The sequence below is a fragment of the Kitasatospora sp. NA04385 genome (assembly GCF_013364235.1).
Taxonomy (GTDB): Bacteria; Actinomycetota; Actinomycetes; order Streptomycetales; family Streptomycetaceae; genus Kitasatospora.
Map to the genome: position 1 here is coordinate 3201612 of NZ_CP054919.1, position 22394 is coordinate 3224005.

The 22394-nt window shown below is 73.3% G+C and carries 21 protein-coding genes, 1 tRNA gene and 1 pseudogene; 5 read left to right on the forward strand and 18 right to left on the reverse strand.

All coding sequences use genetic code 11. The features are described 5' to 3' along the window. The first annotated feature begins 172 nt into the window (after positions 1–172). Positions 173–1426, forward strand: a complete 1254-nt coding sequence (locus HUT16_RS14025; RefSeq protein WP_176188521.1) for a hydrolase — start codon at positions 173–175, stop codon at positions 1424–1426. Positions 1427–1503: 77 nt separating this feature from the next. Here the strand turns inward: HUT16_RS14025 and HUT16_RS14030 are convergent. Then, positions 1504–1584, reverse strand: a tRNA-Tyr gene (locus tag HUT16_RS14030). A gap of 214 nt (positions 1585–1798) precedes the next feature. On the opposite strand from HUT16_RS14030, the gene HUT16_RS14035 reads away from it, so the two are divergent. Beyond that, positions 1799–2287 (forward strand): YajQ family cyclic di-GMP-binding protein, encoded by a 489-nt coding sequence (locus HUT16_RS14035; RefSeq protein ID WP_176188522.1) that lies wholly within the window; start codon positions 1799–1801, stop codon positions 2285–2287. A gap of 190 nt (positions 2288–2477) precedes the next feature. Here the strand turns inward: HUT16_RS14035 and HUT16_RS14040 are convergent, their stop codons facing one another. Next, positions 2478–2927 carry a hypothetical protein gene (locus HUT16_RS14040; RefSeq protein WP_176188523.1) on the reverse strand — a complete coding sequence of 150 codons (450 nt, stop codon included), beginning with the start codon at positions 2925–2927 and terminating at the stop codon, positions 2478–2480. A 190-nt stretch (positions 2928–3117) separates the two neighbouring features. On the opposite strand from HUT16_RS14040, the gene mug reads away from it, so the two are divergent. Continuing rightward, positions 3118–3705 carry a G/U mismatch-specific DNA glycosylase gene (gene mug, locus HUT16_RS14045; RefSeq protein ID WP_176188524.1) on the forward strand — a complete coding sequence of 196 codons (588 nt, stop codon included), beginning with the start codon at positions 3118–3120 and terminating at the stop codon, positions 3703–3705. 158 nt (positions 3706–3863) lie between these two features. On the opposite strand, the gene HUT16_RS14050 is transcribed toward mug, so the two are convergent. The 15 genes and pseudogenes from HUT16_RS14050 to HUT16_RS14120 form a co-directional block, all read right to left on the reverse strand. Beyond that, on the reverse strand, positions 3864–4661 hold the full coding sequence (locus tag HUT16_RS14050) for an aminoglycoside phosphotransferase family protein (protein WP_254897800.1): 798 nt from the start codon (positions 4659–4661) through the stop codon (positions 3864–3866). A gap of 112 nt (positions 4662–4773) precedes the next feature. Further along, a complete protein-coding gene (locus HUT16_RS14055; RefSeq protein ID WP_176188525.1) occupies positions 4774–5175 on the reverse strand; it encodes a YccF domain-containing protein in 402 nt (133 codons plus the stop codon). A gap of 166 nt (positions 5176–5341) precedes the next feature. After that, positions 5342–5761, reverse strand: coding sequence for an SHOCT domain-containing protein (locus tag HUT16_RS14060; RefSeq protein ID WP_176188526.1), 420 nt, complete (start codon positions 5759–5761; stop codon positions 5342–5344). Between the two features lie 120 nt (positions 5762–5881). After that, positions 5882–7606 (reverse strand): cytochrome c oxidase subunit I, encoded by a 1725-nt coding sequence (ctaD, locus tag HUT16_RS14065; protein ID WP_176192668.1) that lies wholly within the window; start codon positions 7604–7606, stop codon positions 5882–5884. A gap of 161 nt (positions 7607–7767) precedes the next feature. Continuing rightward, on the reverse strand, positions 7768–8625 hold the full coding sequence (htpX, locus tag HUT16_RS14070) for a zinc metalloprotease HtpX (protein WP_176188527.1): 858 nt from the start codon (positions 8623–8625) through the stop codon (positions 7768–7770). Between the two features lie 106 nt (positions 8626–8731). Beyond that, positions 8732–10276: an NADH-quinone oxidoreductase subunit N gene (locus tag HUT16_RS14075; protein WP_176192669.1), complete on the reverse strand. Its 1545-nt coding sequence runs from the start codon at positions 10274–10276 to the stop codon at positions 8732–8734. 32 nt (positions 10277–10308) lie between these two features. Beyond that, positions 10309–11835 (reverse strand): NuoM family protein, encoded by a 1527-nt coding sequence (locus HUT16_RS14080; RefSeq protein ID WP_176188528.1) that lies wholly within the window; start codon positions 11833–11835, stop codon positions 10309–10311. A gap of 196 nt (positions 11836–12031) precedes the next feature. Continuing rightward, a complete protein-coding gene (locus HUT16_RS14085) occupies positions 12032–13984 on the reverse strand; it encodes an NADH-quinone oxidoreductase subunit L (RefSeq protein ID WP_176188529.1) in 1953 nt (650 codons plus the stop codon). Beyond that, a complete protein-coding gene (nuoK, locus tag HUT16_RS14090; RefSeq protein ID WP_176188530.1) occupies positions 13981–14352 on the reverse strand; it encodes an NADH-quinone oxidoreductase subunit NuoK in 372 nt (123 codons plus the stop codon). The genes HUT16_RS14085 and nuoK overlap by 4 nt, the downstream gene beginning before the upstream one ends. A gap of 1 nt (position 14353) precedes the next feature. Beyond that, entirely contained in the window at positions 14354–14971 is a 618-nt protein-coding gene (locus HUT16_RS14095; RefSeq protein ID WP_176188531.1) for an NADH-quinone oxidoreductase subunit J, read from the reverse strand. Further along, entirely contained in the window at positions 14968–15522 is a 555-nt protein-coding gene (locus tag HUT16_RS14100) for an NADH-quinone oxidoreductase subunit I (protein WP_176188532.1), read from the reverse strand. Before HUT16_RS14100 ends, HUT16_RS14095 begins: the two co-directional genes overlap by 4 nt. Then, on the reverse strand, positions 15522–16481 hold the full coding sequence (nuoH, locus tag HUT16_RS14105; RefSeq protein WP_176188533.1) for an NADH-quinone oxidoreductase subunit NuoH: 960 nt from the start codon (positions 16479–16481) through the stop codon (positions 15522–15524). Before nuoH ends, HUT16_RS14100 begins: the two co-directional genes overlap by 1 nt. A 541-nt stretch (positions 16482–17022) precedes the next feature. Beyond that, positions 17023–17508, reverse strand: a pseudogene (locus HUT16_RS39730) (NADH-quinone oxidoreductase subunit C); the annotation flags it as partial. Next, positions 17505–18158: an NADH-quinone oxidoreductase subunit B gene (locus HUT16_RS14115; protein WP_176188534.1), complete on the reverse strand. Its 654-nt coding sequence runs from the start codon at positions 18156–18158 to the stop codon at positions 17505–17507. The pseudogene HUT16_RS39730 and the gene HUT16_RS14115, both read right to left, overlap by 4 nt. Continuing rightward, on the reverse strand, positions 18149–18556 hold the full coding sequence (locus tag HUT16_RS14120; protein ID WP_176188535.1) for an NADH-quinone oxidoreductase subunit A: 408 nt from the start codon (positions 18554–18556) through the stop codon (positions 18149–18151). The genes HUT16_RS14115 and HUT16_RS14120 overlap by 10 nt, the downstream gene beginning before the upstream one ends. 288 nt (positions 18557–18844) lie before the next feature. On the opposite strand from HUT16_RS14120, the gene HUT16_RS14125 reads away from it, so the two are divergent. Beyond that, entirely contained in the window at positions 18845–19999 is a 1155-nt protein-coding gene (locus tag HUT16_RS14125; RefSeq protein ID WP_254898303.1) for a sensor histidine kinase, read from the forward strand. 81 nt (positions 20000–20080) lie between these two features. Here HUT16_RS14125 and HUT16_RS14130 read toward each other — a convergent pair whose 3' ends face one another. After that, a complete protein-coding gene (locus HUT16_RS14130; protein WP_176192670.1) occupies positions 20081–21133 on the reverse strand; it encodes a S1C family serine protease in 1053 nt (350 codons plus the stop codon). 175 nt (positions 21134–21308) lie between these two features. On the opposite strand from HUT16_RS14130, the gene galE reads away from it, so the two are divergent. Beyond that, positions 21309–22283: a UDP-glucose 4-epimerase GalE gene (gene galE / locus HUT16_RS14135; RefSeq protein ID WP_176188537.1), complete on the forward strand. Its 975-nt coding sequence runs from the start codon at positions 21309–21311 to the stop codon at positions 22281–22283. Positions 22284–22394: the final 111 nt, after the last annotated feature.

Here is a 22394-nt window from a genome sequence, read left to right on the forward strand (position 1 = left end):
CGCCCCGCATCCGACCGTCCCGACCGCCCGCGGCCTAGGCTCGACCGTCAGTGATCCCTCACATCTCTCAAGCGATCTCTCGAGTGACCTCTTCACGGGTGCGCCGCAGGTCGGCCGCCCCGTACCGGCCCCGGGGCCGCCGGGCGGTCAACGGGACTGGAGGAGCGGGCCGATGAGCGAACGCAGCGAGGGCGCCCAGCCGCCGCCGCCCGCCAACCCGCTCGGGCACGGGCCGGTACTGCTGCTCACCGGGGCCCGGCTGCTGGACGGACGGGTGGTGGACGTCCGGATCAGCGGGGACCGGATCCAGGCCGTCGGCACGGTCGGCAGCCTCGGACCGCTGCCCGCGATGCCCGGGCAGCCCACCGTCACCACCGGCGCCCGGATCGACCTGTCCGGCTACCTGCTGGTGCCCGCCCCCGCCGAACCGCACGGGCACTACGACAGCGCGTTCTCCGCGGCCCTGCCCGAACCGGCCGGGGACGGCCCGGCCGAGCTGGTCCGCCGGGCCACCGAGTCCGCGCTGACCTCGCTCGGCTACGGGGCCACCGCCCAGCGCACCCACGTCCGGATCGGCGACGTGCACGGGCTGGGCCGGCTGGAGGCCGTCCTCACCGCCCGCCAGTCGCTGCGCGGGCTGGCCGAGCTGCAGGCGGTCGCGATGCCCCGGCTGCTCACCGGCCGGGCCGGGGCGGACGGCCGGGCCCTGCTGCGCGACGCGCTCAAGCTCGGCGCGGACGCGGCGGGCGGCTGCCCCGACCTCGACCCGGACCCGGTCGGCTACGTGCACCTCCTGCTGGAGGCCGCGGCCGACGCCGACTGCCCCGTCGACCTGCACACCAACGCCGCCGACCAGGCCCAACTCGCCCGCGTGGTCGCCGCGCTGGCCCCGCACCGGCCCCGGGTGACGCTCGGCCCGTGCAGCGCCCTGCCGCCCGGCGGGGCCGGCGTGCTGGCCAGCGCCGGCATCCGGGTGGTCTGCCTCCCGCAGAACGGCGGCTGCACCGGGCTCGAAGGCCACCCGATCGGCCTGCGCCCGTCCCTGGTACGGGAGTTCGCACATGCCCGGGTCGCCCTCACGGCCGGCGGCGGCGCCCTCCGCGACGCCTCCAACCCGGTCGGCCGGGCCGACCCGCTCGACGCCGCCCGCCTGCTCGCCGCGAGCGGCGCCCTCTCCCCCGAAGCCGCCTACGACGCCGTCTCCACCCAGGCCCGCACCACCCTCGGCCTGCCCCCCGTCCGGGTCGACGCCGGCTTCCCCGCCGAGCTCCTCGCCGTCCGCGGCGACAGCCTCACCGGCGCCCTCTCCGGCGGCCACTCCCGCCTGGTCGTCCACTGCGGCCGCATCGTCTCCCGCACCAGCGCCGTCCGCGAATTCGCCGACACCGTCACCCTGGCCCTCCCCCGCCAGAACCACCCGGGCTGACCCCGCCCGGCCCCCCTGAACGACGAAGAAGCCCCCGGGCTGCGTCTCCGCAGCCCGGGGGCTTCTTCACTATCCAGTGGCTGGTGCAGGGTTCGAACCTGCGTAGCTTGCGCGACAGATTTACAGTCTGCTCCCTTTGGCCGCTCGGGCAACCAGCCAGGGATGGTGTCTCGCGGAGCGCTGCCCCGTTCGACGTCGTAAACGATACCTGATGTTGGGGGGTGGTCCGCCACCTGGTTGCGCCACGTCGTGATCAAGGTCTGCGCGCCGCCGTTGCGGGCGGGGGCCCGGGGCGCTGGATAGGCTGGGGCGTCGCCCGCCGGTGGCGGGCGGCGCGACCGTGCAGCCTGTAGTGCAAGGAGACCAACACCCATGGCCGACTCCAGTTTCGACATCGTCTCGAAGGTCGAGTGGCAGGAGGTCGACAACGCGATCAACCAGACCTCCCGCGAGATCGCCACCCGGTTCGACTTCAAGAACGTGGGGGCCGAGATCAAGCGGTCCGGCGAGAAGATCGAGATGAAGGCCAACGGCGAGGAGCGGGTCCGGGCGATCCTGGACGTGCTGCAGACCAAGTTCGTGAAGCGCGGGCTGTCGCTGAAGGCGCTGGACGCGGCGGAGCCGCAGCTGTCCGGCAAGGAGTACAAGATCTTCGCCGACATCAAGGAAGGCATCACGACCGACGATGCCAAGAGGGTCGCGAAGATCATCCGCGACGAGGGCCCGAAGGGCGTCAAGGCGCAGGTCCAGGGCGACGAGCTGCGGGTCAGCTCGAAGTCGCGGGACGACCTGCAGGCCGTGCAGGCGCTGCTCAAGGGCAAGGACCTGGACTTCGCGATCCAGTTCGTCAACTACCGCTGAGCGGTGGGACGCGGTTCCACACCAGGGAGGGCGCGCCGGCGACGGCGCGCCCTCCCGGCGTTCACGGGGTCGTGCCGGAGCGCGCGGGGGCGCCGACCTCCCCGCTCCCCCGTTCGAGCAGCCCCCGGCGGGGTCGTCACCCGGCCGTACCGGCCCTGCGGCGAGAACCGACCGGGCGGTCGGCCCGTGCTCAGCCCTCGACGGGCCGGGCGGGCCCGGCGAGGCGGTGGGCTTCGACGGCGGCGGTGACGGCCGGGGTGGTGGCGTCGGTGGTGCCGAGGGCGTGCAGGACGCGGGCGAGCGGGGCGCCGTCCGCGGGGGTGAGCGGGCCGAGGGTGGGTCGGCCGTCGTACCAGAGGGCGGCGCGGCGGCCCGCGGGGTGTTCGTCGTCGGCCTCGACGTAGGCGATCGGGGTGGACTTGGACCAGCCGGCGATGCGCAGGGCGAATCCGGAGGGGAACCGCTTGAACCCGAAGTCCGGCGCGTTGGAGGGGTGTTGGAGCGCGTCGTGGAGCTCGTCGGTCATCGGCACCAGCGCGAGGCCGTGCGGCAGGGGTGCGGAGCGCGCGAGCGGGACTTCGGCCGTCACCACGGCGATCAGCTCCTTGGCGGCGATCAGCGCGTTCAGTTCGTATGGCACCGCCCCATTCTCCGCCCGGGAAGTCATCAGGTCAGGAAAACAATCGAACTGACTATCCATCCGATATGCCGGACATCGGACGCACCCGCCCCGACCTGCCCGAACGTCCCTCCGGGACCATGGTCCCGAAAACGGTTCGCAGGCGCTCGGCAGCGTTCGCGCGCCCGCCCGGTAGGGCAGAGTGGGCGGGGTGACCCGCACCCCGCCGCAGCGCCCGGCCACCGGCGCCAAGCCCACGTCCGAACAGCTCGCCGCCGCCCAGGACACCAGCATCGAGGACCTGGCCGCGCCCGGCCTGCGGGTGCTGTTCTGCGGGATCAACCCGGGCCTGTGGTCGGGCGCCACCGGCCTGCACTTCGCCCGGCCGGGCAACCGGTTCTGGCCCGCCCTGCACCGGTCCGGTTTCACCCCGCGGCAGCTGGACCCGTCGGAGCAGCGGGAGCTGCTCGGGCTGGGGCTGGGGATCACCAACGTGGTGGCCCGGACCACCGCGAAGGCGGCCGAGCTGACCGCCGAGGAGTACCGGGAGGGCGGGCAGGCACTGGTGGCCCGGGTGCGGCGGCTGCGGCCGCGGGCGCTGGCGGTGCTCGGGATCGGGGCGTACCGGGCGGCGTTCGGCCGGCCGCGGGCGACGGTCGGCCCGCAGCCGGACCCGATCGGCGACACCGAGGTGTGGCTGCTGCCGAACCCGAGCGGGCTGAACGCGCACTACACGCTGGACGGGATCGCGGCCGAGTTCCGGGTCCTGCGCGAGCACCTGGAACGCCGGGACGGTTGAGGCGGCCGTCCGGCCGGAAGTCGAGAAAGGCGAGGGCACCCGGGCTGTTCGCAACGGCTGGTGCCGGTCGGGAGTCGGGCCACGGCCGAACTCCCCTTCCCGCCCGGTTCCGTCCCCAAGGCCCCGTACCACCGGCACCGGGAGCCGGTCTCCCGGCCCTACGCCAGGAGCCGAGCCTCGAACCGGGCCCGCTCGCGCACCACGTACGCGGCGTCGGAGAGGTACATCAGGTGGTGCCCGTCGGCGAGGTGCGAGGCGAACGCGGCGCTCCCGGCGGCGGCTTCGGCCCGCATGTGCGCGACCAGCGCGTGCAGCCGGGCCTCGATCGCGTCGACCAGACCGGCCCGGTCGGCCCGGCCGAGGCCGTACGCGTCGCAGAACTCCCCTACCCGGAGGGCCTGTTCGTCGGGGGTGCCGAAGCCGTCGGCGTTGCCGGGGGCGGTGGTGGGCGCCCAGCGGTAGGCGGCGTAGGCGACGTCCCACAGCCGGGGGCCGGGGTGGGCGGTGTCGAAGTCGATGACGCCGACCACGTGTTCGCCGTCCAGCACGCAGTTGTGCGGGGCGTAGTCGCCGTGGCAGACCACCTCGGCGGGCTCGCGGGCGGGCAGCATCCAGCCCTCGGCGGTGTAGCCCGCCGTGGCGTCGTGGTACTCGCGCAGCAGCCGGGCGGCGTCGAGCAGCGCGGTGCGGGAGGCGGCGGCCGGGGTCGGCGGGTAGTCGGAGACCTCGCCGGGCAGGAAGTCCAGCACCTCCCGGCCGTCCTCGGCCAGCCCGTGGAACCGCGGCCCGGCGGTGAACCCGGCCGCCCGCACGTGCGCCAGCAGCCCGTGCACGGCCGGCGACCACGGCCCGGTCGGGCGCAGCACCCGACTCCCGCGCCGCTCCACCCGGTTGACCCCGCCGGCCATGACCTCGCCGTCCGCGGTCTCCCCGCCGGTGATCTCGCCGTCCACCACGCGCCACTCCTCACCGTCCGTACGCGACCGGGCAGTTGTACCCCGCGCCGGGCCCTCGCGCGAACGGTTTTCGGGCCGCCCGGCCCGCGCCGGGGAGGGTTGCGCCAGGTCGTCAGCGGGCGCCGAAGCCCTCGTCGCTGGAGACGACGTCGCGGCCGAGCGGGGTCAGCGAGATCGGGACCATCTTGAGGTTCGCCCAGCCGAACGGGATCCCGATGATCGACAGGAACAGCGGGATGCTGGTGACGATGTGTCCGATCGCCAGCCACCAGCCCGCGAGCACCAGCCAGATCACGTTGCCCACGCAGGACGGGGCGCCCGCGTCGGCCCGCACCACGGTGGTGCGGCCGAACGGCCAGAGCATGAATCCCGCGAGGCGGAAGGACGCGATGCCGAACGGGATGGTGACGATCAGGACGAAGCAGATGATCCCGGCGATCGCGTAGCCGATCGCCATCCACAGGCCGCAGAACAGCAGCCAGATGACGTTGAGCAGGAAGTTGATCAGCTTCATGCCTCCAGGCTCGCACACCGGGGCCGTCAGCGGCAGGTGGCGGCGGGCAGCAGGTGGCGGGCGGACGGCAGAACGGCAGGCGGCAGAACGTCCGACCGGCAGCGGGCCGGGCACGGCGAGCGGCCCGCCGCGGGGGCGGGCCGCTCGCCGTGCGGCCGAACGGGTGTCAGGCGAGCAGCTTCTCCTTGGCCCGCTGGTACTCCTCCTCGGACAGCGCGCCGCTGCTCTTGAGGTCCGCCAGCTTCGCCAGGTCCTCCACGTGCCCGGTGGAGCCGGCGCCACCGCCGGAGGAGGCGCCGCCGGTGCCCGCCGCCCTGCGGACGTAGTCCTGGAACGCCGCGTCGGCCTTCCTGGCCTGCTCCGCGTCCCGCTGGTGCATGGAGCCGCCGCGGGCGATCAGGTAGACCAGCACGCCCAGGAACGGCAGCAGGATCACGAAGATCGTCCAACCGGCCTTGCCCCAGCCGCCCATGTCCTCGCTGCGGAAGATGTCGGTGATGATCTTGAACAGCAGGAAGAACCAGAGGATCCAGAGGAACAGCTCCAGCATCGTCCAGAAGATGTTGAGCAGCGGATAGTTGTCCATGACGCTCCGATCCCGCGCGCAGTCAGCCGGACGTCCCCGCACCTCGAACGGCGCAGGGACGAAACGATTCGTACCACCGCGAAACGGACACCGCACGTCGAATCCGGCCCCGGCGGGGCCTCAGTGCGGGTCGGGCAGCGACCGGTCGTTCTGCAACCGGTCGAACTCGGCGATGTCGGGGTGGTGCAGGTCGAACGCCGGGGATTCGGAGCGGATCCGCGGCAGGGTGGTGAAGTTGTGCCGCGGCGGCGGGCAGGAGGTGGCCCACTCCAGCGAGCGGCCGTAGCCCCACGGGTCGTCCTCGGCCACCTTCGGCGCGTACTTGGCGGTCTTCCAGACGTTGTAGAGGAACGGCAGGGTGGACAGGCCGAGCAGGAAGGACCCGATGGTGGAGACGGTGTTGAGGGTGGTGAAGCCGTCGCTCGCCAGGTAGTCGGCGTAGCGGCGCGGCATGCCCTCGGCGCCCAGCCAGTGCTGCACCAGGAAGGTGGTGTGGAAGCCGACGAACAGCGTCCAGAAGTGGATCCGGCCCAGGCGTTCGTCCAGCATCCGCCCGTTCATCTTGGGCCACCAGAAGTAGAAGCCCGCGAACATCGCGAACACCACCGTCCCGAACACCACGTAGTGGAAGTGCGCGACCACGAAGTACGAGTCCGAGACGTGGAAGTCGATCGGCGGCGAGGCCAGCAGCACGCCGGTCAGGCCGCCGAACAGGAAGGTCACCAGGAAGCCGACCGACCAGAGCATCGGGGTCTCGAAGCTCAGCGAGCCGCGCCACATGGTGCCGATCCAGTTGAAGAACTTCACGCCCGTCGGCACCGCGATCAGGAAGGTCATGAAGGAGAAGAACGGCAGCAGCACCTGCCCGGTGACGAACATGTGGTGCGCCCAGACGGTGACCGACAGGCCGGCGATGGCGATGGTCGCGGCGATCAGACCGGAGTAGCCGAACACCGGCTTGCGGGAGAACACCGGGAAGATCTCGGTGACGATGCCGAAGAACGGCAGCGCGATGATGTACACCTCGGGGTGGCCGAAGAACCAGAACAGGTGCTGCCACAGGATCGGCCCGCCGTTGGCCGGATCGAAGACGTGCGCGCCGAACTTGCGGTCCGCCTCCAGGCAGAGCAGCGCGCCGGCCAGCACCGGGAAGGCCATCAGCACCAGGACCGAGGTCAGCAGCACGTTCCAGGTGAAGATCGACATCCGGAACATCGTCATGCCGGGCGCCCGCAGGCAGACCACGGTGGTGACGAAGTTGACCGAGCCGAGGATCGTCCCGAAGCCGGAGAAGGCCAGCCCCATGATCCACATGTCGGCGCCGACGCCCGGCGAGTGCACCGCGCTGTTCAGCGGCGCGTAGGCGAACCAGCCGAAGTCCGCCGCGCCCTGCGGGGTCAGGAAGCCCGCCACCGCGATCAGCGAGCCGAACAGGTACAGCCAGTACGCGAAGGCGTTCAGCCGCGGGAACGCGACGTCGGGGGCGCCGATCTGCAGCGGCATGAACCAGTTGGCGAAGCCCGCGAACAGCGGGGTGGCGAACATCAGCAGCATGATCGTGCCGTGCATGGTGAACGCCTGGTTGAACTGCTCGTTCGAGACGATCTGCGTCCCCGGGCGGGCCAGCTCGGCCCGCATCACCAGCGCCAGCACCCCGCCGACCAGGAAGAAGGCGAACGAGGTGGCCAGGTAGAGGGTGCCGATCTGCTTGTGGTCGGTGGTGGTCAGCCACACCACCAGCGCCCGGCCGCGGCGCGGGCGGGAGGCCCGGCCGAAGCGGCGGCGCGACGGCGGCTGCGGGACGGGTGGGCCGGCCGGGCCCAGTTCTGCATCGCTCGGCAGCATGGTCACCGCACCGCACCTCCGGCCTCGCACTGGTCAGTGCGTTCAGCCCTACCAGCGGAGCGGAGGCGGGCGGCGGACGCTCGCCGGGCGGTCGCCCGAAGGGGTCAGCGGACGGGCGGTCGCTCGAAGGGGCAACGGACGGGCCGGAAGGGCCCGGGCGGTCAGCGCCCGGCCATCCGCTCCAGCCGGTCGATCCGCTCGCGCATCGGCGGGTGGGTGGAGAACAGCTTGGTGCCGCGCTCGCCCGGACGGAACGGGCTGGCGATCATCATGTGGCTGGCGGTCTGCAACTGCGGCTCGGGCGGCAGCGGCAGCCGCTGGGTGCCGGCGTCCAGCTTGCGCAGGGCGCTGGCCAGGGCGAGCGGGTCACCGGTGATCCGGGCGCCGTCGGCGTCGGCCTGGTACTCGCGGGAGCGGCTGACGGCCAGCTGGATCAGGCTGGCGGCGACCGGCCCCAGGATCATGATCGCCAGCATGCCGACCAGGCCCGGGCCGTCGTCGTCGTCCGAGCGCCCGATCGGGATCAGCCAGGCGAAGTTGACCAGGAACATCACCACCGAGGCGAGCGCCCCGGCCACCGAGGAGATCAGGATGTCCCGGTTGTAGACGTGGCTCAGCTCGTGGCCCAGGACGCCGCGCAGCTCGCGCTCGTCCAGCAGTTTCAGGATGCCGTCGGTGCAGCAGACCGCCGCGTTGCGCGGGTTGCGGCCGGTGGCGAAGGCGTTCGGCGCGGGCGTGGGCGAGATGTACAGCCGGGGCATCGGCTGGCGGGCCGAGGTGGAGAGCTCGCGGACGATCCGGTACAGCTGCGGCGCCTCGATCTCGCTGACCGGGCGGGCCCGCATCGCGCGCAGCGCCAGCTTGTCGCTGTTCCAGTACGCGTAGGCGTTGGTGCCGACCGCGATCAGCAGGGCCACCAGCAGGCCGGTGCGGCCGAAGAAGCTGCCGATCACCAGGATCAGCGCGGACAGGCCGCCCAGCAGGACGGCCGTCCGCAATCCGTTGTGGTGGCTGTGCACTGCGGGACCCTCCTGTGGCGCCGGTGGAAGCCGTGGAACCGCTTCCTTCTGCCGGGATCAACGCGCCGAACCCGACGGTTCGTTCCCTCCGGCATTCGACCACGGTTCAGAAGAGGCTGCCCGACACCACCTGCAGCACCAGTTGCGGGGCCACCGAGAGCACCACCGCGCCGACCGCCGCCAGGCCCAGCACGGCCCCCGGGCCGACCGGGACCGCGGCTCCGGCACCGGCTCCGGCCGCTGTCTCGGTCCCGGTCTCGGTCCCGGTCGCGGGGACGGCCGGGGCGAACAGCAGGGCGGTCCACTTCAGGTAGTAGGCGAGCGCGATCACCACGTTCACCGCCATCACCACGGCCAGCCAGCCCAGGCCCGCGTCCACCGCCGAGCGGAACACCACGACCTTGCCGAACAGGCCGACCACGCCCGGCGGCAGACCGGCCAGGCAGAGCAGGAAGAACGCCAGCGCGAACGCCGCCCACCGGTTGCGCCCGGCCAGGCCGCGGAAGCCGTCCAGCCGGCCGGAGCCGCCGACCAGCGCGACCGCGCCGAACGCGCCCAGGTTCACCAGGCCGTAGATCAGCGCGTACGCCACGGTCGCGCCCAGCGGCTCGGCCGAGTCGGCGTACCCGGCGGCGGCCAGCGGCACCAGCAGGTAGCCCGCCTGCCCGATCGAGGACCAGGCCAGCAGCCGGACCGCCCCGTGCGGGGTGTCGGTGCGCTGGCGCAGCGCGGCCGCGTTGCCGACCGTCATGGTGAGCGCGGCGAGCACCGCCAGCACCAGGCCCCAGGTGTGGCCGTACGGGCGGAAGGCGAGCGTGGTGACCAGGGCGAGGCCGGACAGGCCGGCCGCCTTTCCGACCACCGAGAGGTAGCCGGCCACCGGGAGCGGGGCGCCGACGTACGTGTCGGGGACCCAGAAGTGGAACGGGACGGCGGCGGTCTTGAACGCGAAGCCGACCAGGGTGAGCACCGCGCCGGCCTCCGCGAGCGGCTTCAGCTGGCCGGGGGCGTGCGCCAGCCCGTCGGCGATGCCCTGGAGCTGGATCGTCCCGGCGGCGGCGTAGACGAAGCTGACGCCGAGCAGCATCACGGCGGTCGCGGTGACCGAGGAGAGGAAGAACTTGAGCGCGCTCTCCGCCCCGCGCCCGTCCCGGCGCAGGCCGACCAGGGCGAACGCGGGCAGGGTGGCGACCTCCAGGGCGATCACCAGGGTGGCGAGGTCGCGGGCGGCGGGCAGCAGGGCGGCGCCGCAGGCGGAGGAGAGCAGCAGGAACCAGTACTCGCCGCCCGGCAGCTTCTCGGTCTCCACGGTGTGCAGGGAGAGCAGCACGGTCAGCAGCGCGCCGCCCAGCGCCAGCAGTTGGAAGGCGAGCGCGAAGTGGTCGGCGGTGTAGGAGCAGCCGCCGCCGGGGCTCTCGAAGCAGAAGGTGGAGCGGGTGTCGCCGAGGGCCGGCGGCAGCAGGGCGGCCAGCGCGGCCAGCAGCCCGGCGGCGCTCAGCCAGCCCAGCAGGCGCTTGCGGGCCTCGGGCAGGAACAGGTCGGTGACCAGGACGGCGAGGGCGGCGAGCGCGGCGATCAGCGGCGGGGCGACGGCCACCCAGTCGACGGACTGGATCAGGCCACCCGGGTCGGCGACGGCGAGCGGAGTCATGAGGGGCTGCCCCAGGTCGTGAGCGGTGGTCATCAGCCGCCTCCGAGGAGGTGCTTGACGGCCGGGTCGGAGAGGCCGAGGAGCAGGGCCGGCCACAGGCCCGCGAGCAGGGTGAGCGCGGCGAGCGGCGTCCAGCTGGCGGCCTCGTAGCCCTTGAGGTCGGGCAGGTCGGTGACCGGGGCGGGCTGCTTCGGGTCGCCCATGCAGACTCGCTTGACCACGATCAGCAGGTAGGCGGCGGTCAGCAGGGTGCCGAGGCCGGCCAGGGCCATGTAGGTGACGAACGCGGGCCGGGAGAGTCCGCCGGCCGGGTCGAACGCGCCGTACATGGCGAGCAGTTCGCCCCAGAAGCCGGCCAGGCCGGGCAGGCCGAGGCTGGCGACGGCGGCGAAGGCGAGCAGGGCACCGATCCGGGGGGCGCGGCCGTAGAGGGCGGCGCCGGTGGCCCCGGACAGGGTGTCGAGATCGGCGGTGCCGTAGCGGTCCTTCACCGCGCCGACCACGAAGAACAGCAGGCCGGTGATCAGGCCGTGCGCGACGTTGGCGAACAGCGCGCCGTTCAGGCCGACCGGGGTGAGCGAGGCGATGCCGAGCAGCACGAAGCCCATGTGGCCGACCGAGGAGTACGCGATCAGCCGCTTGAGGTCGCCCTTGGCGCCGGGCCGGGCCAGGGCCAGGCAGGCGAGCGAGCCGTAGACGATGCCGACGGCGGCGAACGCGCCCAGGTAGGGGGCGAAGGTCGCGGTGCCGTCGGGGACGATCGGCAGCAGGACGCGGACCAGGCCGTAGGTGCCCATCTTGAGCATCACGCCGGCCAGCAGCACCGAGCCCGCGGTGGGGGCGGCGGTGTGCGCGTCGGGCAGCCAGGAGTGCAGCGGCCAGGCGGGGGCCTTCACGGCGAGGCCGATCAGGATCGCCAGCGCGGCGATCAGCTGGGTGGTGTGGGACAGGCCGCCGCCGTGCGCGTCGGCGAGCTTCACCATGTCGAAGGTGCCGGCCTTGACGCCGATCAGCAGGAAGCCGAGCAGCATCACGGCGGAGCCGAGCAGGGTGTACAGGATGAACCGGTTGGCGGCCGCGACCTTCTGCCCGCTGCCCCAGCGCGCGATCAGGAAGTACATCGGGATCAGCACGATCTCGAAGGCCAGGAAGAACAGCACCAGGTCGAGCACCGCGAAGGTGGCGAGCATGCCGGTCTCCAGCAGGAGCAGCAGCCCGGTGAAGGCCCGGCCGCCGGGCCCGGCGGGGAGCTTCTTCACCGAGTAGAGCGCGCACAGGAAGGTGAGCAGGGCGGTGAGCACCAGCAGCGGCAGCGAGATGCCGTCGGTGCCCAGGTGCAGGCGGACGTCCAGGGCGGGGATCCAGGAGACGTCGGTGACGGCCTGCATCCGGCTCGGGTCGTCGTGGTCGAAGCCCGCGGCGAGCGCGATCGACAGCAGCAGGGTGCCGCCGGTGACGGTGGTGCCGAGGCGCAGCGCCTGCTTGTCGCCGATCGGGGCGAGCATCAGGGCGGCGCCGAGCAGCGGCAGGGCCAGGAGGGCGATGAGGACCGCGTTCATCGGGGGCTCCAAGGGCGTGCCGGGACGGGGGAACGGTGACGCGACACAACATGACGCGTCACTAGATGACGCGGCATGACATGACGCGACACAAGATGACGTGACACAAGATGACGCGGCACGACATGACGCGTCACTAGATGACGTGACACAAGATGACGCGACAGAGGATGACGCGACACGGGCCGGTGACGTGTCATGAGCCGACCGCCACCAGGACGGCGAGCAGGACGGCCCCGGCCAGCAGCGCGCTCAGGTAGCCCTGGACGTTGCCGGTCTGGGCGAAGCGCACGGCGCGGCCGAACCAGCCGGGGGCCGCGCCGGCGCCGCGCACGTACGTCTCGACCACGGCGCGGTCCAGGAACCGGACCAGCCTGGCGGCGGCCGCGGTGGGCCGGACGAACAGGGCGCTGTAGAGCCGGTCGACGCCGAAGCCGTGCTGGGCGGGCCCGTACGCCGGGCCGAGCAGCAGGCGCCCCGGGTCGGTGGCGGGCTGCCCGGCGGCGGCGCGGGCGCCGACCCGGCGCCAGGCGGCGTAGGCGGCCAGGATGCCGAGCACGGCGGCGCCGGTGCCGAGCAGCATGGTGCCGACGGCGGGGCGCAGCGGTTCGCCGTCGAGCAGCGCGGGCAGCCACTGCGTGCGCAGCCCGAGCAGGCCGAAGCCCAGGGTGGGCACGGCCAGCACCCACAGCGGCCAGCGCATCGCGGCGGGTTCGGCGTGCGCCGGGTCGGCCTCGTCGATCTCCGGGGAGTACGGGGCGTCGGCGGGGGCGGCCGCGACCGGCTTGGCGTGGAAGGCGACCAGCCAGAGCCGGGTGGCGTAGGCGGCGGTGAGCAGCGCGGTGAGCAGGCCGGCCACCAGGACCGTCCAGCCCGCGGCGGCGGGGACGGCCGAGGCGGGGCCGAGGTGGCCGGTGAGCGCCTCGCCGTGGGCGGCGTGCTCGGCGGCGGTGAGCACGGACTCCTTGGAGAAGAAGCCCGCGAGCGGCGGCAGGCCGATCAGGGCGGCCAGGCCGAGGCCCATCGTCCAGTAGGCGTCGGGGACGCGGCGGCGCAGACCGTCGATCCGTGACATGGCACTGATCGAGTTGGTGTGCGCGGCGTGGATGACCACGCCGGCGGTGAGGAACAGCAGCGCCTTGAACGCGCCGTGCGAGACCAGGTGGAACACCGCGGCCTGCCGGTCGCCGGAGGCCAGCGCGCCGGCCATGTAGCCGAGCTGGCCGACGGTCGAGTAGGCCAGCACCCGCTTGAGGTCGTCCTGGGCGAGCGCGCACAGCGCGGAGCCGACCATGGTGACGGCGGCCATCACGGCCAGCACCAGCAGCGCGGCGGAGGACAGCAGGAAGACCGGCAGCAGCCGGGCGACCAGGTAGATGCCGGCCGCGACCATGGTGGCGGCGTGGATCAGCGCGGACACCGGCGTCGGGCCGGCCATCGCGTCCGGGAGCCAGGTGTGCAGCGGGAACTGGGCGCTCTTGCCGGCGACGCCCGCGAGCAGCAGCAGCGCGATCAGGGTGGGGTGGTGCAGCCCGCCGTCGGCGGCGGTGCGCAGCACCTCGGTGATCCGGAAGCTGCCGGCGTCCGCGCCGAGCAGGAACAGGCCGAACAGGAACGGCACGTCGCCGAGCTTGGTGACCAGGAAGGCCTTCAGCGAGGCGGTGCGGGCGTCGGCGCCCTCCCAGTGGTGGCCGATCAGGAAGTACGAGCAGATGCCCATCACCTCCCAGCCGACCAGCAGCACGATCAGGTCGCCGGAGTAGACGACCAGGAACATCGCGGCGGTGAACAGCGAGACCAGGGCCGCGTACGAGGGGTAGCGCGGGTCGTCCTTCAGGTACGCGGTCGAGTAGACCTGCACGCAGGTGGCGACCAGGCCGACCAGCACCGAGATCAGCGAGGAGAAGCCGTCCAGGTGCAGGGCGAGCGAGATGTCGGGCCCGCCGGTGGGGGCGAGCCGGGTGCCGGCGTCCAGGGTGGTGCCGGTGCCCAGCTGGAGGGCGGTGACCAGGGCCAGCACGGCGGAGGCCGCGACCGGCAGCACCGCCAGCGGGCGGGCCAGGCCGGGGTACCGGCGGCCGGTGGCCAGGCCGGCGGCCGCGCCGAGCGCGGGCAGCGCGGGGACGAGGATCGGCAGCGCGAGGTTCATGCGGCGGCCTGCTCCTTCTCGGCGTCGGCGGGCCCGGCGCCGGCGGGGTCGTCCGCCTCGTGGCGGTCGCCGAGCGCGGTGACCCCGTCGACGGCGGCGGTGCGGCGGGTGCGGTAGACCAGCAGCACGATGGCCAGGCCCAGGCCGATCTCGGCGGCGGCGATGGTGATGGTGAACAGGGTCAGCGCCTGTCCGGCGTGCAGGGTGTCGCGCAGCCAGACGTCGAAGGCGACCAGGTTGAGGTTGACCGCGTTGAGCATCAGCTCGACCGACATCAGCACCAGGACGACGTTGCGCCGGGCGAGCACGCCGTACACGCCGACGCTGAACAGCAGCACGGCGAGGACGGCGGGGTAGGCGAGGTGCACCTCAGCGCTCCTTCGGCTTCGGCGGGGCGGTGCGCAGCTTCCCGGCCCGGGGCCTGGCGCGGCCGCCCTCGGTGCGGGACAGCACGATCGCGCCGATCAGGGCGGCGAGCAGCAGCACCGACAGCGCCTCGAACGGCAGCACCCAGTGCGAGAACAGGTACTCGCCGGTCAGCCGGGTGGTGCCGGCCGCGCCGGACAGGTCGATCCAGGACGAGCGGAACGCGTCGACCACCAGGGTGACCAGGGTGGCGGCGGAGGCGAGGCCGACCGCGAGCGCGGCCGGGCGGTTGCCGGAGTCGGCGTCCGGGGAGCGGCCGATCGGGGCGCGGGTCAGCATCAGGCCGAACAGCACCAGCACGATCACCGAGCCCAGGTACACCAGCACCTGCACCCAGGCCACGAACTCGGCCGTCAGCAGCAGGAACTCGACCGCGAGCCCGCCCAGCGCGACCACCAGCCACAGCGCGGCGTGCACCAGCTGCCGGGTCGTCACCGAGACGACGGCCGCGCCGAGCACGAGCACACCGACCAGCAGGAAGACGATCTCCTGCCCGGTCGGCGAGAGGTACGAGCGCGCGGCGGGCTCCAGCGAGCCCGCCGCGGCCAGCAGGGTGCTCAACTCTCCCCACCCTCCTCGGCGGCCGCCGCCGCTGCGGCGGCCAGCTTGTCGGCGGCCTTGCGGGCCATGGCGATCTCCTTGGGCTCCTCCGCCGCGGCGTCGTGCGCGGGCGGCGGCGGGACGGTCCACATCCACTCGCGCAGCCGCTCGCGCTCGTGGGTGAGCTCGCGGATGTCGGTCTCGGCGTACTCGAACTCCGGGGACCAGAACAGCGCGTCGAACGGGCACACCTCGACGCAGATCCCGCAGTACATGCAGAGCGAGAAGTCGATGGCGAAGCGGTCCAGCACGTTGCGGGTGCGGGCGCGGGCGTTCGGGTCGGCGGCGGGCAGCGTCTCCTTGTGGGAGTCGATGTAGATGCACCAGTCCGGGCACTCGCGGGCGCACAGCATGCAGACCGTGCAGTTCTCCTCCAGCAGCGCGATCACGCCGCGGGTGCGCGGCGGCAGGTCGGGCTGCACGTCGGGGTACTGCGCGGTGACGGTCTTCCGCATCATCGTGCGCATCGTGACGGCCAGGCCCTTGGCCAGGCCGGAGCCGGGAATTCCCATTACGAGATCGCCACCTTGATGATGCCGGTCAGGGCGAGCTGGGCCAGCGCCAGCGGGATCAGCACCGTCCACGCGAAGCGCATCAGCTGGTCCTCGCGCAGGCGCGGGTAGGTGACGCGCAGCCAGAGCACCACGAAGGCCAGCGCGAAGGTCTTCACCAGCGTCCACAGCCAGCCGAGGTCGCCTTCGAACGGGCCGTGCCAACCGCCCAGGAAGAGCACCGAGGTCAGGCCGCAGAGCACCACGATGCCCGCGTACTCGGAGAGCAGGAACAGCGCGAAGCGCAGGCCGGTGTACTCGGTGTACGCGCCGAAGATGATCTCCGAGTCGGCCACCGGCATGTCGAACGGCGGGCGCTGCAGCTCGGCCAGGCCGGCCGTGAAGAACACGAACGCGCCGATCAGCTGCCACGGCACCCACCACCAGTGGAAGGCGTCCACGATGCCGGGCAGCGAGACGGTGCCCGCCGCCATCGCCACCGAGGCCGCGGCCAGCAGCATCGGCAGCTCGTACGACATCAGCTGCGCGGCCGTGCGCAGCGCGCCCAGCAGCGAGAACTTGTTGGCCGACGCCCAGCCCGCCATCAGCGAGCCCAGCACGCCGATGCCCATCACGGCCAGCACGAAGAAGATGCCCGCGTCGACCACCTGGCCGACCATCCCGTCCGGCCCGACCGGGATCACCAGCAGCACCAGCAGGTACGGCAGCAGCGCGACGGCCGGGGCGAGCTGGAAGACCCTGCGGTCGGCGCCGGCCGGGACGACGTTCTCCTTCTGGACGAACTTCACCCCGTCGGCGACCAGCTGCGCCCAGCCGTGGAACCCGCCCGCGTACATCGGGCCGAGCCGGCCCTGCATGTGCGCCATCACCTTGTGCTCGGCCTGGCCGACCACCAGCGGCAGCACCAGGAACGCCACCAGCGTGCCGACGCAGCGCAGCAGCGTGTCGAGGAGGTTCACGCGCCGTCTCCGTCCTGCTGCTGCTCGGTGGGCCCTTCGGTGGGCTCTTTGGCGGGCCGTTCGGTGGGTTGCTGCTCGGACCGTTCCGGCTGCTCGGGCTCCGGTTTCTCGTCCCGCGCCGGTACGGGCGTGTGCCACGGGGCGTCGGACGACTGGGTGCGGGCGGTGCGGCGCGGGGCCTCGGGCGGTGCGGCCGGGGTCTCGGGCGCGCCCTGGCTGACCGATCCCTCGCCGACGCTGCGGGTGCGGCGCGGCCGGTCGACCCGGCGGCTCCGGCGGCTCCGGCCGCGCGGGCCCCGGCCGCTCCGGCGGCGCGCGCGCCGCGGGCGGGGCGTTCGGCGACCGGCGGGAGGGTGCCCTTGAGCGGGCCCCACTCGTTCGGGTCGGGGACGCCGGGGGGCTGCATCTTGCGCCGGGCCGGGCCGCCGTGGTCGGCGGCCTCGCCGGGCTCCTTGGCGCCGGGCCAGTCCTTGGCGACCCGGGCGGCCAGCACGAAGTCCTTGCGCAGCGGGTGGCCCTCGAAGCCGTCCGGCAGCAGCAGGGTGACGGGGTGCGGGTGGCCCGGGAACTCGATGCCGAACATCTCCAGGGTCTCCCGCTCGTGCCAGGCGGCACCGGCGTACACCCCGACGGCGGTGGGCAGCGCGGCCTTCTCGCGCGGCACCCGGGTGCGCAGCAGCAGCCGGCGCACGCTGCCGGGCTCGCCGACGGCGGCCAGGTGCGCGCAGACGGCGAAGCCCCGGTCGAGGTCGTCGACGGCGCTCAGCCAGTCCAGGAAGGCCAGGCCGAGGACGTCGCGGGCCGCGGTGAGCGCCTCGATCCAGTGCTCGGCGGGCACGTCGACGGTGAGCAGGTCGTACGCCTCCGCGGCGGTCGCCCACGGCCCGACGGACGCGGCGGTGCGCTCGGCGGGCGTCGGCTCGGGCTGCGCCTCGGGGGCCGACTCGGGCTGCGCCGAGGGGGCCGGCTCGGGCTGTGCCTCAGGCGTCGGCTCGGGCGTGCCGGGCGGCTGGGGGTGGTCGGTCACTGCGGGCCCTCCCCGGGCGCGGCGTCGGGCGCGGTCGCGGGCGCGGGCCGCAGCGGGCGGCGCAGCGCGTCGGCGGGCGCGGCGTAGCGCTGCGGGACGTCCTCGGCGGCGATCTTCTCCTGCAGCTTGAGGATGCCCTGGAGCAGCGCCTCGGGCCGGGGCGGGCAGCCGGGCACGTAGACGTCGACCGGGATGATCTGGTCGACGCCCTTGGTGACGGAGTACGAGTCCCAGTACGGGCCGCCGGAGTTGGCGCAGGCGCCGAAGGAGATGACGTACTTCGGCTCGGGCATCTGCTCGTACAGGCGCTTGACCGCGGGGGCCATCTTGTCGGTGACGGTGCCCGAGACGATCATCAGGTCGGCCTGGCGGGGGCCGGGCGCGAACGGGATGACACCCATCCGGATGAAGTCGTGCTTGGCCATCGACGCGGCGATGAACTCGATCGCGCAGCAGGCCAGTCCGAAGTTGAAGCACCAGAGGCTGTAGCGGCGGCCCCAGTTGAGCACCACCTTGACCGGGTCCGGGGCGAGCCGGGCCAGCGGGCCGAGGCGGCGCTGTTCGACGGCCGCGCCGGGGCGGGCCGGGTCGGGGATGCCGAGCGGGACGGGGCCGTTGCCGGGCGTCCCGTGCGAGTGCGTCACGTCCATTCCAGGACGCCCTTCTTCCAGGCGTAGAGCAGTCCGACCGCGAGGAAGCCGATGAAGACGAACATCTCCACCAGCGTGGCCGCCCCGAAGCCGGCGGCGGCGAACACCGTGGCCCACGGGAACAGGTAGATCGCGTCGACCGCGAAGATTACGTACAGGAAGGCGTAGACGTAGTACCGGACCTGGGTGTGCGCCCAGCCCTCGCCGACCGGGTCGACCCCGCACTCGTAGGCGAGCAGCTTCTCGGGGGTGTCGACCACCGGTCGCAGCAGTCGGTTCGCGGTGAAGGACACCGTGACGAAGAGGACACCGATGACCGCCAGCAGTCCGACCGCCGCGTAGGCGTCGAAGTAGCCGCTGCCGGCGGCGGGATCGGCAGCGAGCGGCTGCCACTCCATGGGTTACGCCCTTCTTCTTTGCCCGTCCATAACCATCGCTATCGCGGGAGTCTATGTGCACCGCTCGTTTACTCCGCCACCTGCCCGTCCTGCAAGACGGACGGTGGACTTCCGCCGGACACCGGTCGGAATTCCGCTTGCGGACGGTCCGGGCCCGGGCCGCAGTGCGGGGGGTGGGGATAACCCCCGGAAGAAGAGGGTGTGCAGCACCATGGCGGGGGGAGGTCGCCGACCGGGATGCTGGTGATCGACAAGCACCGGCGAGATCACCAGGAGAGGGCGCCGACCATGGAGGACGAGGCGAAGCGCCCGTCGTTGTACGGAGCGCAGCTGTGGCGCGAGGTCAGCAACTCGCTGCTGAACCTCCCGGTCGGGCTGGCCGGGTTCGTGGTGGCCGTCGTGCTGCTGACGGCCGGGCTGGGGACGGCGGTGACGGTCGTCGGCCTGCCGCTGCTGGCCTTCGGGCTGAGCTGCTGCCGCTGGTTCGGCGGGCTGGGCCGCCGCCGGGCGCGGGCCGAGCTGCGCAGCACGGTGGCCGAGCCGGAGCCGCTGCGCCCGGCCCGGGCGGGGCTGTCCGGCCGGGTGGTGGCCGCCCTGGGGGACGGGCTGAGCTGGCGCTCCGCGCTGTACTGCGTGGTGCTGCTGATCTGGGGCGTCCTCAGCTTCACGCTGACGCTGGTGCTGCTGGTGGTCGGCTGGCCGGTGCTGCCCTGGGCGATGCGGGCGATCGGCGCGGTCTCCCGGTGGCTGGTGGAGTCGCTGCTGTCGCCGGGCGTGCTGGCCGAGCGGGTCCGCGAGCTGGAGGACGACCGGGGGGTGGTGGTCGACACCGCCGCGGCCGACCTGCGCCGCATCGAGCGCGACCTGCACGACGGCGCGCAGGCCCGGCTGGTGGCCCTGGCGATGGACCTGGGCCTGGCCAAGGAGAAGCTGACGGAGGATCCGGCGGCCGCGCAGCAGATGGTCGACGCGGCGCACGGCGAGGTCAAGCTGGCCCTGCAGGAGCTGCGCGACCTGGCCCGCGGCATCCACCCGGCGGTGCTCACCGACCGCGGGCTGGACGCGGCGCTCTCCTCGGTCGCGGCCCGCTGCACGCTGCCCGGCGGCGTCCGGGTGCACGTCGAGCTGGGCAACGAGCGGCCGGACTCCGCGGTCGAGGGCATCGCCTACTTCACCGTCAGCGAGCTGCTCACCAACGCCTCCAAGCACTCCGGCGCCCGCACCGCCTCGGTGGACGTCTGGCGGCAGGACGGCCGGCTGATGCTGACGGTGCGCGACGACGGCCGCGGCGGGGCCCGGGTGCATCCGGGCGGCGGGCTGGCCGGCCTGGCCGAGCGCGCCGAGTCGGTCGACGGCGTGTTCGTGGTCGACAGCCCGGCGGACGGGCCGACCTCGGTGACGGTCGAGCTGCCCTGGCACACCCGGGCCGCCCGGGAGGCCTGACCCCGGGGTGCGGACGTGGACGGGCCCGGAGTGCCGCCTCCCTTGCGCGGTACGGCACTCCGGGCCCGGGCCTGTCGGGCGCTAAAGCGTCCCGAGGGTGACCTCCGCGGTCTTGCCCTGTCCGTCCCGCTGGTAGCCGACGGTGACCTTGGCGCCGGGGCTGAGCGAGGCCAGCGCGCTGGTCAGCGCGGAGGGGCTGTTGATCGCGGTGTCGTTGATCTTGGTGATCACGTCGCCGGCCTGCAGCCCGGCGGAGGCGGCGGGCCCGTTGTCGACCACCGAGACCACCGCCGCGCCGGCCGGCTGGAAGTTCGAGTCGAAGTACGGGCGGACGGTCACGCCGAGCGCGGCCCGGCCGGAGTTGGTGACCTTGCCGTCCTTGATCAGCTGGTTGGCGATGCTGGTCACGGTGGCCGACGGGATGGCGAAGCCGATGCCGGGCGCGGCCGAGCCGTTCAGCTCGGGGTCGACGGCGGTCAGCGTGTTGATCCCGATCACCTGGCTGGAGAGGTTGACCAGCGCGCCGCCGCTGTTGCCGGGGTTGATCGCGGCCGAGGTCTGCACCATGTTGCCGATGGTGGCGCCGGGCGAGCCGGCGGACTGCGGCTCGCTGACCGTCCGGCCGACCGCCGAGACGATGCCCTGGGTGACGCTGCTGGACAGGCCCAGCGGGCTGCCCATGGCCAGCGTGATCTGCCCGACCGAGACCTTGGAGCTGTCCGCGAAGGCCGCCGGCTTGAGGCCGCCGGGCGCGTCGGACAGCTTGATCACCGCGAGGTCGGACTCCGGGTAGCTGCCGACCAGGGTGGCGTCCAGCGGCTTGGTGCTGTTGGCCAGTGTCACGGTGAAGGTGGTGGCGCTGCCGACCACGTGCGCGTTGGTGACGATGTCGCCCTTGTCGTCGAAGACGATCCCGGAGCCGAGGCCGTCCCCCGCGGTGATCTGCACCACCGAGGGCAGCACCTGGGAGATCACCTGCTGGTAGTCCTGCTCCAGCTGGTTGCTGCTGGACGGGGCGGGCGCCGACGAGGAGCTGCTGGCCGCCGCGGTGGAGCTGGACCCGGAGCCGGAGCTGGAACAGCCGGTCACCAGCAGCGCGGCCGAAGCGAGCACCGCCGCGGGCCCCCACCACAGCTTGGGCCCGGTGGGCCGGGGGCCGGCCGGGAGCGGGCGGGTCGGTTCCTTCTTCGGGCGCACGGCGGCCACCTCCGGTCGCTGGACAGAGCTTTGTCAGCATTTCACCGAAATGTCCGATTGCCCGGGCAACACACCAAGGGCCGCACCGAAAAGCGGCCTCTAGGATCGGGCCATGACCTGGTTGATCACGGGAGGGGCCGGCTACATCGGCGGCCACGTCGTCCGGGAGCTGGCCGCGGCCGGCGTGTCCACCGTCGTCCTGGACGACCTGAGCAGCGGATCGGCCGCCCACCTGCCGCCCGGCGTCCCGCTGGTGGCCGGCTCCACGCTGGACCGCCGGCTGCTGGACCGCGTGCTGGCCGAGCACGGCGTCACCGGCGTGCTGCACCTGGCCGCCCGCAAGCAGGTGGGCGAGTCGGTCGAGCGGCCGCTGTTCTACTACCACGAGAACGTCGAGGGCCTGCGCACCGTGCTGGCCGCCGCGGTCGACGCGGGCGTGCGCCGGGTGGTGCTGTCCTCCTCCGCCGCCGTCTACGGCATGCCGGACGTCGACCTGGTCGACGAGTCCACCCCCTGCCTGCCGATCAACCCGTACGGCGAGACCAAGCTGGCCGACGAGTGGCTGCTGAACGCCTGCGCGGCCGCGCACGGCCTCTCCGCGGTCTCCCTGCGGTACTTCAACGTGGCGGGCGCCGCCGCCCCCGAGCTGTCCGACCCGGGCGCGGCCAACCTGGTCCCGCTGGTCCTCCAGCGGCTGACGGCCGGGCTGCCGCCGCTGGTCTTCGGCGACGACTACCCGACCCCGGACGGCACCTGCGTCCGCGACTACATCCACGTCTCGGACATCGCCTCCGCGCACGTCGCCGCCGTCCGCCGGCTGGAGGCCGCCGGGCCGGGCGAGCGGATCGGGCTGACGCTCAACATCGGCACCGGCCGCGGCGCCTCGGTGCGCGAGATGATCGCCGAGATCACCGAGGTCACCGGCATCCGGATCGCCCCCGAGGTGGCCCCCCGCCGCCCCGGCGACCCGGCCCGGGTGGTGGCCTCCGCCGAGCTGATCCGCCGCGAGCTGGGCTGGAGCGCCCGGCACGACCTCCGCTCGATGGTCGCCTCGGCCTGGGCCGGCTGGCAGTACCGCCACCCCTGAGCCGCCCCCGGCTCCCCCGGACGACCACGTACGGCCCCGGACGACAACGGACGGCCCCGGACGACCACGAACGGCCCCGGACCCCGCGCGGGGTCCGGGGCCGTACCGTTC

Coding starts and splice junctions, on each gene's coding strand:
- HUT16_RS14085 (WP_176188529.1), bottom strand. CDS start 13,984: ATGAACCTCGCGCTGCCGATCCTCGTCCCCGCGCTGCCCGCGCTCGGC.
- HUT16_RS14025 (WP_176188521.1), top strand. CDS start 173: ATGAGCGAACGCAGCGAGGGCGCCCAGCCGCCGCCGCCCGCCAACCCG.
- HUT16_RS14115 (WP_176188534.1), bottom strand. CDS start 18,158: ATGGACGTGACGCACTCGCACGGGACGCCCGGCAACGGCCCCGTCCCG.
- HUT16_RS14120 (WP_176188535.1), bottom strand. CDS start 18,556: ATGGAGTGGCAGCCGCTCGCTGCCGATCCCGCCGCCGGCAGCGGCTAC.
- galE (WP_176188537.1), top strand. CDS start 21,309: ATGACCTGGTTGATCACGGGAGGGGCCGGCTACATCGGCGGCCACGTC.
- ctaD (WP_176192668.1), bottom strand. CDS start 7,606: ATGCTGCCGAGCGATGCAGAACTGGGCCCGGCCGGCCCACCCGTCCCG.
- HUT16_RS14060 (WP_176188526.1), bottom strand. CDS start 5,761: ATGGACAACTATCCGCTGCTCAACATCTTCTGGACGATGCTGGAGCTG.
- HUT16_RS14055 (WP_176188525.1), bottom strand. CDS start 5,175: ATGAAGCTGATCAACTTCCTGCTCAACGTCATCTGGCTGCTGTTCTGC.
- HUT16_RS14075 (WP_176192669.1), bottom strand. CDS start 10,276: ATGACTCCGCTCGCCGTCGCCGACCCGGGTGGCCTGATCCAGTCCGTC.
- HUT16_RS14080 (WP_176188528.1), bottom strand. CDS start 11,835: ATGAACGCGGTCCTCATCGCCCTCCTGGCCCTGCCGCTGCTCGGCGCC.
- HUT16_RS14125 (WP_254898303.1), top strand. CDS start 18,845: ATGGAGGACGAGGCGAAGCGCCCGTCGTTGTACGGAGCGCAGCTGTGG.
- HUT16_RS14035 (WP_176188522.1), top strand. CDS start 1,799: ATGGCCGACTCCAGTTTCGACATCGTCTCGAAGGTCGAGTGGCAGGAG.
- HUT16_RS14100 (WP_176188532.1), bottom strand. CDS start 15,522: ATGGGAATTCCCGGCTCCGGCCTGGCCAAGGGCCTGGCCGTCACGATG.